The 11,277-nt window shown below is 63.2% G+C and carries 11 protein-coding genes and 1 pseudogene; 4 read left to right on the top strand and 8 right to left on the bottom strand.

What is annotated here, in order from left to right:
* Positions 1-25 precede the first annotated feature (25 nt).
* From paaK to paaF, 6 genes are all read right to left on the bottom strand, one after another.
* On the bottom strand, positions 26-1,345 hold the full coding sequence (gene paaK / locus HU729_RS23445) for a phenylacetate--CoA ligase PaaK (protein WP_186664829.1): 1,320 nt from the start codon (positions 1,343-1,345) through the stop codon (positions 26-28).
* Positions 1,346-1,456: 111 nt separating this feature from the next.
* Positions 1,457-2,677, bottom strand: a complete 1,221-nt coding sequence (gene pcaF, locus HU729_RS23450) for a 3-oxoadipyl-CoA thiolase (RefSeq protein WP_186711688.1) — start codon at positions 2,675-2,677, stop codon at positions 1,457-1,459.
* Complete coding sequence (gene paaI, locus HU729_RS23455) at positions 2,670-3,125, bottom strand: hydroxyphenylacetyl-CoA thioesterase PaaI (RefSeq protein ID WP_186711689.1); 456 nt, start codon at positions 3,123-3,125, stop codon at positions 2,670-2,672. The genes pcaF and paaI overlap by 8 nt, the downstream gene beginning before the upstream one ends.
* Complete coding sequence (gene paaH / locus HU729_RS23460) at positions 3,118-4,635, bottom strand: 3-hydroxyacyl-CoA dehydrogenase PaaH (protein ID WP_186711690.1); 1,518 nt, start codon at positions 4,633-4,635, stop codon at positions 3,118-3,120. The genes paaI and paaH overlap by 8 nt, the downstream gene beginning before the upstream one ends.
* Position 4,636: 1 nt before the next feature.
* Positions 4,637-5,428 (bottom strand): 2-(1,2-epoxy-1,2-dihydrophenyl)acetyl-CoA isomerase PaaG, encoded by a 792-nt coding sequence (gene paaG, locus HU729_RS23465; protein ID WP_186711691.1) that lies wholly within the window; start codon positions 5,426-5,428, stop codon positions 4,637-4,639.
* A 37-nt stretch (positions 5,429-5,465) separates the two neighbouring features.
* On the bottom strand, positions 5,466-6,239 hold the full coding sequence (paaF, locus tag HU729_RS23470; protein ID WP_186664816.1) for a 2,3-dehydroadipyl-CoA hydratase PaaF: 774 nt from the start codon (positions 6,237-6,239) through the stop codon (positions 5,466-5,468).
* Positions 6,240-6,547: 308 nt separating this feature from the next.
* Between paaF and paaY the strand changes: the two genes are divergently transcribed.
* The gene (paaY, locus tag HU729_RS23475; protein ID WP_186711692.1) at positions 6,548-7,147 is read left to right on the top strand and encodes a phenylacetic acid degradation protein PaaY; all 600 of its coding nucleotides are present in this window, start codon (positions 6,548-6,550) and stop codon (positions 7,145-7,147) included.
* A 77-nt stretch (positions 7,148-7,224) separates the two neighbouring features.
* The gene (paaX, locus tag HU729_RS23480) at positions 7,225-8,148 is read left to right on the top strand and encodes a phenylacetic acid degradation operon negative regulatory protein PaaX (RefSeq protein WP_186664811.1); all 924 of its coding nucleotides are present in this window, start codon (positions 7,225-7,227) and stop codon (positions 8,146-8,148) included.
* Positions 8,149-8,264: 116 nt separating this feature from the next.
* Here paaX and HU729_RS23485 read toward each other — a convergent pair whose 3' ends face one another.
* Entirely contained in the window at positions 8,265-8,984 is a 720-nt protein-coding gene (locus tag HU729_RS23485; RefSeq protein ID WP_346655316.1) for an NmrA family NAD(P)-binding protein, read from the bottom strand.
* A 110-nt stretch (positions 8,985-9,094) separates the two neighbouring features.
* Here HU729_RS23485 and HU729_RS23490 point away from each other — a divergent pair, with 110 nt between their 5' ends.
* Positions 9,095-9,787: a substrate binding domain-containing protein gene (locus HU729_RS23490; RefSeq protein ID WP_346655317.1), complete on the top strand. Its 693-nt coding sequence runs from the start codon at positions 9,095-9,097 to the stop codon at positions 9,785-9,787.
* A 332-nt stretch (positions 9,788-10,119) separates the two neighbouring features.
* On the top strand, positions 10,120-10,710 hold the full coding sequence (locus HU729_RS23495; RefSeq protein ID WP_186711694.1) for a hypothetical protein: 591 nt from the start codon (positions 10,120-10,122) through the stop codon (positions 10,708-10,710).
* A gap of 230 nt (positions 10,711-10,940) precedes the next feature.
* Here the strand turns inward: HU729_RS23495 and HU729_RS23500 are convergent.
* Positions 10,941-11,277: pseudogene (locus HU729_RS23500) on the bottom strand (hypothetical protein); the annotation flags it as partial.

Raw genomic sequence — 11,277 nt, forward strand, 5'->3', positions numbered from 1 at the left:
CAGAAAAAGGCAGCCGAATCGAAAGTCAGCTGGCCAACCGTTTGTCGTAGACGTGGCAAGCCTTGCCCTCGGAGCGCTTCAACGTCCCGCAGGGCTGCAGGCGAATCTGCGTGCTGATGCCGATGTAGGTCTTGATCTGCTTGCTCAGCTCACCCACAAGCGCCTTGCGCGTAGCGTCGTCCAGGTACTGGCTGTCGGCACGTAACTCCACGTGCACTTCCACACTATCGAGATTGCCATTGCGATACAGATGAATCTCGTAAAGCTCGGAAAGCTGTTTTATTTTCAGCACCTGCTCTTCGATCTGCGTGGGGAACACATTGACCCCGCGGATGATCAGCATGTCGTCGCTGCGCCCGGTGATCTTGCCGATCCGCCGCATCGGCCGTGCCGTGCCGGGCAGCAGGCGGGTCAGGTCGCGGGTGCGGTAGCGCACCATCGGTAGCGCCTCCTTGCTCAGTGACGTGAACACCAGCTCGCCCAGTTGCCCATCCGGCAGGACCTCGCCAGACACCGGGTCGATGATCTCGGGATAGAAATGGTCTTCCCAGATGGTCGGGCCGTCCTTGGTCTCGATGCACTCCATGGCCACGCCCGGCCCCATGATTTCCGACAGGCCATAGATATCCAGGGCGTTGATACCCAGGCGTTGTTCGATGGAGCGGCGCAGCTCGTCGGTCCAGGGTTCGGCACCGAAGATGCCCAGGCGCAGCTTGAGGTCGTTGGGGTCGATGCCCTGGCGTTCGATCTCGTCGGCCAGGTTGAGCATGTACGACGGCGTGACCATGATGATGTCGGGCTGGAAGTCGCGGATCAGCTGCACCTGCTTCTCGGTCTGGCCGCCGGACATGGGGATCACCGTGCAGCCCAGGCGCTCGGCGCCGTAGTGAGCGCCCAGGCCACCGGTGAACAGGCCGTAGCCATAGGAGACATGCACCTTGTCGCCCTTGCGTCCGCCTGCGGCGCGGATCGAACGGGCGACCACGTTGGCCCAGGTGTCGATGTCGTTCTGGGTGTACCCGACCACCGTGGGTTTGCCCGTGGTGCCGCTGGAGGCGTGCAGGCGTACCACTTCCTCCTGGGGGACGGCGAACATGCCGTAAGGGTAGTTGTCACGCAGGTCGCTCTTGCCGGTGAAGGGGAAGCGCGACAGGTCTTCGAGCGACTTCAGGTCGTCCGGGTGGGCGCCGCAGGCGTCGAAACGCTGGCGGTACAGCGGCACCTTGTCGTAGGCGTGGCGCAGGCTCCAGCGCAGGCGTTCGAGCTGGTGCTGGCGCAGGGCGTCGACACTGGCGGTTTCCATGGGGTCAAGCAGGGCGCGTTCGGCATCGTGGTACATGTTCATGGCTTCACTCGAGTTGTTCTTGTACGCCGGCCCGTCGAGGGGCCGTGAGTGTCATGGTGGGCAGCATACTGCCCGTTGCAGCGTGGGTCGCGGTCCGTTGGTCGAGGTGCCTCAAAGGCGCTCGATCACCATGGCGATGCCCTGGCCGACGCCGATGCACATGGTGCACAGGGCGTAGCGCCCGCCGGTCAGCTCCAGTTCGTGCAGGGCAGTGGTGACCAGCCGTGCGCCACTCATGCCCAGCGGATGACCCAGGGCGATGGCGCCACCGTTGGGGTTGACCCGTGGATCGTCGTCGGCAACGCCCAGCTCGCGCAGCACTGCCAGCCCTTGGGCGGCGAAGGCTTCGTTGAGCTCGATCACGTCCATGTCGGCCAGGGCAAGGCCGGTCAGTTCCAGCACTTTGCGCGTCGCTGGCACCGGGCCGATGCCCATGATGCGCGGCTCGACACCGGCTGCGGCCATGCCGACGATCCGCCCGCGAGCCTTCAGGCCGTGGCGGCGGGCTGCGCTGCTGCTGGCCAGCAGCAGTGCGCAAGCACCGTCGTTGACCCCCGACGCGTTGCCGGCGGTGACGCTGCCACCTTCGCGAAACGGCGTGCCAAGGCGCGCCAATTGCTCCAGGGTGGTGTCGCCGCGCGGGTGTTCATCCTGTTCGACCACCTTGGCCGGGCCCTTGCGCTGGGCGATCTCGACCGGGACGATTTCGCGCGCCAGGCGGCCATTGGCCTGGGCGGCGGCAGCCTTGTGCTGGCTGCGCAGGGCAAAGGCGTCCTGGTCGGCGCGCGAGATGCCGAACTGCTCGGCAACGTTCTCGGCGGTCTCGGGCATCGAATCGATGCCGTATTGCGCTTTCATCAGGATGTTGACGAAGCGCCAGCCGATGGTGGTGTCGAACAGTTGCGCACTGCGGCCGAAGGCCTGTTCGGCCTTGCCCATGACGAAGGGCGCGCGGGACATGGATTCGACGCCGCCGGCCAGCATCAGCCCGGCCTCGCCACAGCGCAGGGCACGGGCGGCGTTGCCGATGGCGTCCAGGCCCGAGCCGCACAGGCGGTTGAGGGTGGTGCCCGGCACCTCGACAGGCAGCCCGGCCAGCAGCGTCGCCATGTGCGCAACGTTGCGGTTGTCTTCGCCGGCCTGGTTGGCGCAGCCGAGGATCACATCGTCTATGGCGTGCCAGTCCAGCTCTGGATGGCGGGCGATCAATGCCTTGATCGGGATCGCCGCCAGGTCGTCGGCACGCACGCTGCTCAGGGCGCCGCCGTAGCGGCCGATGGGCGTGCGTACGGCGTCGATGATCAGGGCGTCGTTGAGGGTCGGTTCAGTCATCTTGCGTCTCCTGCGTCAGCACGCTGCCGCGCAACTTGTAGGACTTGCCATGGAACAGCGCCACCAGCTCGCCACGCTGGTTTTCCAGGCGCACGTCGTAGAGGCCGGTGCGGCTCTTGCGCACCACTTCGTGGGCGGTGGCGGTCAACTGGTCGCCGAGCAGCGCCGGGGCCACATAATCGATGCTGCAGCCCAGGGCCACGGTGGCCTCGTCGTGGCTGTTGCAGGCAAAGGCGAATGCCGAATCGGCCAGGGCGAAGAGAAAGCCGCCGTGGCAGGTGCCGTGGCCCTGGATCATGTCGGCGCGCACGGTCATGCGCACCGTGGCGCTGCCGGGGCCGGCCTCGAGCAGTTCGATGCCCATGCCTTGGGTCGCAGGGTCACGGGCGTACATGGCATTGGCACAGGCGCGGGCCAGCGCTTGGGGCGTGCGAGGTGTGTCAGTCATGCAGGCGGCCTCCTTCGGCATGGGTGCGGCGCAACAGCAGGGAAGGGCGATAGCGTTCTTCGCCGTAGGCCTGTTGCAGGTGTTCGAGGGTACGCAACGTGTGGGTAAGGCCCATGCGTTCGGCCCAGGCCAGCGGCCCCAGTGGATAATTGACCCCGGCGCACATGGCCAGGTCGATGTCTGCCGCCGAGGCGACGCCTTGCAGCACGGCATCGGCGGCTTCGTTGGCGAGCATGGCCACCGTGCGCAGCACGGCGAGCCCCGGCAGATCAGCCAGGGCGCTGACGGTGAACCCGGCGCGCTGGAGCAGTGCGACAACCTGATCGCGGGCTTCGATCGTGGTGCTCCTGGCCCAGGTGATGGCGATGCGGGTAGCGCTGCTGTAGTCCAGGGCGAGGTCGATCAGCACCAGATTCTGCAGCCCGTCGTCGCGGGCGCGCTGGCTGGCCAGGCGACCGTCGGACAGGGCCAGGATGGCGTCGTCAATGCGCAGCAAGCCCTGGCCGGCGCGCTGGGTCAGCTCGATGCCGCTGGCGCTCAGGCGTTGCAGCAGCGGCTGCATGACACCGAGGTCGCCCTCGACCACGCAGCGCGTGACCTCGGCAGCGCTGCGCAATTCGGCAGGCTGCGGGCGTACGGCGCCCTCGCGGTAGTCATGGAAACCCTGGCCGCTCTTGCGTCCCAGGCGCCCGGCTGCCACCAGTTCCTTCTGTACCTGCGAGGGTTGGAAGCGCAAATCCCCGTAGTAGGCGTCGAACACCGAGCAGGTGACGGCGTAGTTGACGTCGTGGCCGATCAGGTCGGTGAGTTCGAACGCGCCCATGCGGAACCCGCCGGCCTCGCGCAACAGTGCATCGAGGGTAGCGCAGTCGGCTGCGCCTTCCTGCAGCAGGCGCAGGCTCTCGGCGTAGAACGGACGGGCTACGCGATTGACGATGAAACCAGGGGTGGAGCGCGCATGCACCGGCTGCTTGCCCCAGGCCTTGGCTGTGTCGTACAGCGTATCGGCCACGGCCGGTTCGGTCGCAAGCCCCGACACGACTTCCACTAACGCCATCAAGGGTGCGGGATTGAAGAAATGCATGCCGACCACTTGCCCGGGACGAGCAAGCCCCGCTGCCAGGCGGGTAATCGACAACGACGAGGTGTTGCTGGCGAGGATGCAGGTTTCTGCGCAGAGGGCTTCGAGCTGGTGCAGCAGTTGCTGCTTGATCTCGAGGTTTTCCACGATCGCCTCGATCACCAGCGCTGCATCGGCCAAGGCCTCGAGGGACTCGGCAGGTTGCAGGCGGGCAGTGATCAGCTCGCGCTCACAGGCGCGCAGCTTGCCTTTTTCCACCTGGCGCGCCAATTGCCGGGCGATGCCGTCGATGGCCTGCGCTGCAGCGCCCGGGCGATTGTCATAAAGCCGGACTGGATGCCCGGCCTGGGCTGCAACCTGGGCAATGCCGGCACCCATGGCGCCAGCACCGATCACCGCAACCTGAGCGTCAATGTGCAAGGCGCTCATCTCAGCACCCCTTGAATGTCGGCGTACGCTTTTCCATGAAGGCGCTGACGCCTTCGCGGTAGTCGTCGCTGCGCCCCGCCAGGCGTTGCAGGTCGCGCTCGAGCGTCAGTTGCTGGTCGAAACTGTTGTCGAAGCTTGCGTTGAGGCTGCGCTTGATCAGTGCCAGGCCATAGGTGGGCTGAGCGGCCAGGTGCCGCGCCAGGCGCAGTGCTTCGTCGCGCAGCTCGGCATCGTCCACCACGCGGTGAATCAGCCCCCATTGCTCGGCCTGTTCGGCGCTCAGGCGCTCACCCAGCATGGTCAAGGCTTTCGCGCGGGCCATGCCGACCAGCCGCGGCAGCAGCCAGGTGCCGCCGGAATCCGGAATCAGGCCGATGCGGCAGAACGCCTGGATGAAGCTGGCCGAGCGGGCGGCCAGCACCAGGTCGCAGGCCAGTGGAATATTGGCGCCGGCGCCGGCGGCCACGCCGTTGACCGCGCAGATCACTGGCATCGGCAAGTCGCGCAGGCTGCGGATCAGCGGGTTGTAGAACTGCTCGATCGAATGACCCAGGTCGGGGCGCTCGGCGCCGGGGGCGACATTGCGATCGGACAGGTCCTGGCCGGCGCAGAAACCCCGGCCCTCGCCGGTCAGCAGCAGCACCCGCGCCTGCGCGCTCTGGCGCACCTGCTTGAGGGCCTCGCGCACCTCGAGGTGCATGTCGGCGTTGAAACTGTTGAGTTGCTCGGGGCGGTTGAGCGAGAGGAGGGCGACGCCGTCCTCGATGGAAAACAGGATGTGCTGGAAGCTCATGGCAAGCGCGCTCCGTCAGTCGGTGGAATCGAGTGGTTCAGCGGCCGATGAAGTTGGCCGGGCGTTTTTCCTGGAAGGCGCGGATGCCTTCGTCGCGGTCGGCAGTGCCGGCCAGCAGGGTGAAGGCATGTCGTTCGAAGCGCAGGCCGCTGGCGAGGTCCGTATCCTGGGCCTTGAGCAGGGCCTCTTTGGCCAGGCGCACGGCCAGGGGCGCCTTTTGCGCGATGCTGCGGGCCACCTGCAGGGCGCGTTCGACGGTCAGTTCGGGCTGGGTCATTTCGCTGATCAACCCGGCCTGCAAGGCATGGCGGGCATCGAGGGTTTCGCCGGTGAGCACCAGTTGCATGGCCAGGGGCTTGCCGACCGCGCGAAGCAGGCGCTGGGTGCCACCCGCGCCGGGGATGATGCCGAGGTTGATCTCTGGTTGGCCGAAGCGAGCGTCGGCCCCGGCGATCACGATATCGGCGCACATCACCAGCTCGCAGCCACCGCCCAGGGCGAAGCCGTTGACGGCGGCGATCAGGGGCTTGGGGAAGGCGGCGATGCGTTGCCAGTGGGCGACGCGGGGATCGTTGAGGATGCCGACCAGATCGCGCTCGGCCATCTCGTTGATATCGGCGCCGGCGGCAAAGGCCTTGCGATTGCCGGTGATGACCACCGCGCGGGTGTGTTCGTCGTGGGCAGCGGCGTCGAGTTCGTTGGCGAGTTCTGCCAGCAGCTCGGTATTCAGGGCGTTGAGGGCTTGCGGGCGGTGCAGGGTGATCAGGCGGACACCGTCCGCCGGGGCCTGCACAACGAGGTTGCTTGGCATGGTGGTACCTCAGGCTGCACGTTTGGCGCCGGTCAGGGCCGGCCAGTTCTTGGAATCGGTTGCAGTGGTGGCGCAAGTATAGGCTCAAAGCGATACGAAATATCAATATTAAAATTAAATTGGTGTATCTGAATATTCGAGAGTGATCGGTGGGGCTGCTGGAGACCCTTTGCATGCAGGGATTTAGCCTTCGTTTGCGGTGGCTGCGTAGAGCGAATCACAAGGCGATACAGCCATTTCGAAATTGACTGACTCACTTGAAGTGATACATGATCATCTAACGTCATGAATCACATTGAGTCGCTCCCATGCCCTGCTATCGCCTCGACGGCTTGACCCCCGTGGTCCATCCCACCGCCTATGTCCACCCCAGTGCCGTACTGATCGGCGATGTGATCGTCGGCCCCGGCTGTTATGTCGGGCCTCTCGCTGCGTTGCGGGGCGACTTCGGGCGCATCGTCCTTGAGGAGGGCGCCAATCTGCAGGACACCTGCGTGATGCATGGCTTTCCGGGTGGTGACACGGTCATCGAGCGCAATGGTCATGTTGGCCATGGCGCAGTGCTGCATGGGTGCCGAGTGGGGGCGGATGCGCTGATAGGCATGAATGCGGTGGTGATGGATGGTGCGCATATCGCGCCACGCTGCATCGTTGCGGCCACGGCATTCGTCAAGGCGGGCTTCACCTGCGAGGCGCAGAGCCTGGTGGTGGGCTCGCCGGCCCAGGTCAGGCGTGCACTGAGCGACGAGGAGGTCGCCTGGAAGCAGCGCGGCACTCAGGAGTACCAGGCACTTGCCAGGCGTTGCATGGCATCGATGGTGGAGTGTCCGCCGCTGAGTGCGGCCGAACCCGGGCGCCCGCGCATGGGCGATACGGGGCTGCGGCCGAAGGCGGGGCATGGCGCATGAGCATTGCCGTGTCGCGCCATGGTCAGGCGGGGCGGGGTAAAGGTATAGTCGGGGCTTTCCCCGCGCCCAGTTCCCCCATGAGCAGCCTCGTACCCCTGAATCACCTGATCACCCGCTTCCAGGAGCAGACGCCGATCCGCGCCAGCTCGCTGATCATCACGCTGTATGGCGATGCCGTCGAACCCCATGGTGGCACGGTGTGGCTGGGTAGCCTGATCGGCTTGCTGGAGCCCTTCGGTATCAACGAGCGGTTGATTCGCACCTCGATCTTCCGCCTCACCAAAGAAGGCTGGCTGACCGCTGAAAAGGTCGGTCGCCGCAGCTACTACAGCCTCACCGGCACCGGCCGACGACGCTTCGAGAAGGCATTCAAGCGGGTCTACAGTGCCAGCTTGCCAGCCTGGGACGGCGCCTGGACGCTGGTGCTGCTCTCGCAGTTGGACGTTGCCAGGCGCAAGGCAGTACGTGAAGAGCTGGAGTGGCAAGGCTTCGGAGCCATCGCCCCTAACGTCATGGGATGCCCACGCGCCGATCGCGCGGACCTCGCGGCGACCCTGCGCGAGCTGGAGGCCGAGGAAGACAGTATCGTCTTCGAGACCCATGCCCAGGAAATTCTCGCCTCCAAGGCCATGCGTGCGCAGGTCAAGGAGAGCTGGGGGATCGACGAACTGGGCCAGCACTACAGTGAGTTCATTCGGCTGTTCCGCCCGCTGTGGCAGGCACTGCGCGAGCAGGAAGCGCTGGAGGCGCAGGATTGCTTCCTGGCGCGCACCTTGTTGATCCACGAATACCGGCGTTTGCTGCTGCGGGATCCGCAGTTGCCTGACGAACTGTTGCCCGGCGATTGGGAAGGTCGCGCAGCGCGCCAGTTGTGCCGCAACCTCTATCGCCTGGTGTCGCCCAAGGCCGAAGCCTGGCTCAATGACACGCTGGAGACGGCGGACGGACCGCTACCGGATGCCAGTGAAAGTTTCTATCGTCGTTTTGGTGGTTTGAGCTGAAACAATACGTGGTACGTATCACGGTACATCTTAAGATTCGAGGCCGACGTACTGTTTTGGCCAGCACCTGAAAGCTGGCGCGCCCTGCAGGGCGCGGACCAGCAAGAGCGTATTGCTCAACCGCGTTCGACCAACCCCGCCAACACCGTCTGCAGATCGGTACGCGCCTGGCGCGGCGTGCCTTCAAAATCGATCCAGCCTGCATTGAAGCCATCCAGCATTTGCATGCGCGGTAGCGGGTTCTGCATTCCCTGCGCAAGGAACAGTGCCTCCCAGCTATCGCGCGGCACTGCATGCGCCTTCACTTCACGCCCGAGCACCTGGCCAAGCGCCGCTGCGAGCTGAAACGGTGTGACAGCCCGCGGGCCGGTCAGCTCCACCACCCGCACACCCTCGCAAGGTTCTTGCAGCAATTGCGCCGCGACGCGTCCGACATCGGCCGTGGCAACCATTTGCACTGGTTTGTCCAGTGGTTGCAGGAAGCTGTGTAGCACGCCTTCTTCTCGAGCGGGGGCGATGTCCCACAGGCTGTTCTCCATGAACCAGGCAGCGCGCAGGAACGTCACTGGCATGGGCAACTGCCCCAGCACATGTTCCATTTCACCCAGCTGCGATAGCAGGTTGGGGTGGCTGGCCTGCGCGCCAATGGTGGACAGGCACACCACGCGTGACGGTTTGCTGGCCAGCAGTGCTGCGTGCAGATTGGCGAGTATCGCGCGGGTTTCCGGGAAATCAGGGCGAGGGTCGAAGTTCGGCGGCAGCAGCACGAACACGGCAGTGGCGTCTTGGAAGGCTTGGGTCAGAGCGGCGCGGTCCTGCATGTCGGCTACCGCCACGCTTCACCCTTGGGCCTGCCAGATTTCGCCCTTGGCAGCGTCGCGCACCACGGCGCGTAACACGCTCGGTCACCCTGACCGACGAGGGGCGTCGTCTCTACGAACAGGTGGTGCCGCTGCTGGCGGCGCTGGACGAGGCAGCCAGTTCGATAACCGAGGGGGCGAGGGTGGTCAGGGGGCGGCTTCGGGTCAACGTCGATCCGTTCTTCGCCCGGCTGATACTCGGGCCACGCCTGGGTGGGTTTCTCGAAGCGCACCCGCAGCTGGAACTGGAACTGATCACCCGGGATCGCCCGGGCGATATGGTTGCCGACGGTTTCGACCTTGCCGTGCGTTTTGGCGAGCCCCGCGCGTCCAGCCTGGTGGCCCGAAAGCTGCTCGATACGCGCATTCTTACCGTGGCGGCGCCAACCTACCTCAAGCGCTTCGGCAGACCGGCACAACCGCAGGCGCTCGGCGAGCACCGTTGCATCCAGTTTCGTGATCCGCAGAGTGGCCAGCCCTTTGCCTGGGAATTTCATCGCGGCGCCGAGCGCGTGGTGGTAGACACCCGCGGGCAATTGCTGGTCAACGATGTGAGCAGCTTGCACAGTACCTGCCTTGCCGGCTACGGCATCGCGCAGGTGATGGCACTGGGCAGCGAGTTGCTGCTGGCCGAGGGGCGTCTGGTCGAGCTGTCCGAGGATTGGCCGGACGAGCGCTTCCCGCTATATGCCCTGTATCCCTCACGGCATCATCCGCCGGCCAAGGTGCGGGTGTTTCTTGATTTCTTCCTGGGGCTGGTCAACGGGGCGCAGGGGTAAGCGTGGGGCAGGGCGCTGTCATGCTTTCGTGCAGCGCTTTGGCAAACCAGGCCATGAACCATAAAGCATCGTCGTATGACGAGCAGGCAGTATTCGTCAATGAGGTTAGCGCGGCACTGGCCGAAAAGCCTTAATGCTGCTGGCCGGTAGCGTTCGGGCTTGACAGTTTGCGCGCTACCGGTGATGGATTGGGGGCGGGTTATAATGATTAAAATACATAACTCAACTAAATGAATATTTAGTTGAGTTATTGCTTTTGGGTATATGGGTTGGTCATCAGCATTGCCATGTTTAACCTACAATCTCGCTTCCCATTACTAGGAAGTAGGGTCATGTCTAAGCCACTCGTATTTCTCGATAATTGCACTTGGAATTTTCTTTACGCAAAACAGGTCGATCTTTTGGCTGAGCAAGGCGATGAATATAGGTTTACCGTCAGCGCTCGGGGTTTTATTGAAATTCCACCGCTCGATCATTCAAACGAATCTGTCAGACTTATCGGTATCTATGCTCGTGATCAACTCGACCGTCTTGCGGCTAAGCCTGCTAACCGATTTAGTTTTGGGTCTATTGGTGAGGATGCACCGTTAGGCACTGCCGGTTTTGGCAGCTTGGAGCCAGACGGAACCGTCACGGGAGGTGGGCATATGGGAAGCCTAGAAGGCCAGGCTTTCCGTGATGACCCGACCCAACACAAGAAAATCGGCGGATTGTCTGGTTGCAAGACGACCAACAGTGGCCTTCTGAGGCATGAAACTGATGTTGACTACGGTGAATGGTCACTCGACTTCCCTTTGATCACCGATAATCTCAAGGACTTTAAAAGTGCCAAATACCTGATCAGTATCAAGGATTGGCAGCATGGTTCCTTTGGAGATTTCGTGATCTCAGAACTGCGCCGGCTTTCATTCCCTGGCATATAGCTGTCCGTAGAGTGATCGTGAACTAGTAGTGGCAGTCCTCGGAAGTAATGTGCAAGGCAGCCTGCGGCCGGAGAATATTTTGATATTTCAAGTAGATAGATCGAAATTTAACAGCACTTGCTCAGCCAAAGGTTTAAGAATCACTTCCTGAATGTGGAAGTAATTTTTAAGACGAGGACGGGAATGAAGTGATTTTTAGACAGGTGAGACGACCGCTTCTGACCATCCAATCATACAGGCTTTACTGTCAGCGCGTTCTGCAGGGCTGCATTGTGCTGGCGTAGAGCTGAGTTTTCATCCCTGAGAATGTTCGCAGCCTCCGCAACACCCTGAAGCCTTCCTCTAAGCTCGGCGACATCTTCCGCTGCTTTGTTCTTGAGAATTCTTAGCTGGTCAAGCATGGCGTTTGCCTGCCGGAGTTCTTTATGAAGTCGTTCGGTTTTGCTGCGCTCTTCGTCGCGAACACGTGCGGTTTCCATCATCAAATGATTTTCTTTACGCTCAAGATGCTTAGCTGCATCCTCTCGTGCTGAAGCAGTGTAGTGGTCTACTAACCCCGGACACCCA

It is taken from the genome of Pseudomonas sp. RW10S2 (assembly GCF_014268985.1).
Taxonomy (GTDB): domain Bacteria; phylum Pseudomonadota; class Gammaproteobacteria; order Pseudomonadales; family Pseudomonadaceae; genus Aquipseudomonas; species Aquipseudomonas wayambapalatensis.

Coding starts and splice junctions, on each gene's coding strand:
- paaK (WP_186664829.1), bottom strand. CDS start 1,345: ATGAACATGTACCACGATGCCGAACGCGCCCTGCTTGACCCCATGGAA.
- pcaF (WP_186711688.1), bottom strand. CDS start 2,677: ATGACTGAACCGACCCTCAACGACGCCCTGATCATCGACGCCGTACGC.
- paaI (WP_186711689.1), bottom strand. CDS start 3,125: ATGACTGACACACCTCGCACGCCCCAAGCGCTGGCCCGCGCCTGTGCC.
- paaH (WP_186711690.1), bottom strand. CDS start 4,635: ATGAGCGCCTTGCACATTGACGCTCAGGTTGCGGTGATCGGTGCTGGC.
- paaG (WP_186711691.1), bottom strand. CDS start 5,428: ATGAGCTTCCAGCACATCCTGTTTTCCATCGAGGACGGCGTCGCCCTC.
- paaF (WP_186664816.1), bottom strand. CDS start 6,239: ATGCCAAGCAACCTCGTTGTGCAGGCCCCGGCGGACGGTGTCCGCCTG.
- paaY (WP_186711692.1), top strand. CDS start 6,548: ATGCCCTGCTATCGCCTCGACGGCTTGACCCCCGTGGTCCATCCCACC.
- paaX (WP_186664811.1), top strand. CDS start 7,225: ATGAGCAGCCTCGTACCCCTGAATCACCTGATCACCCGCTTCCAGGAG.
- HU729_RS23495 (WP_186711694.1), top strand. CDS start 10,120: ATGTCTAAGCCACTCGTATTTCTCGATAATTGCACTTGGAATTTTCTT.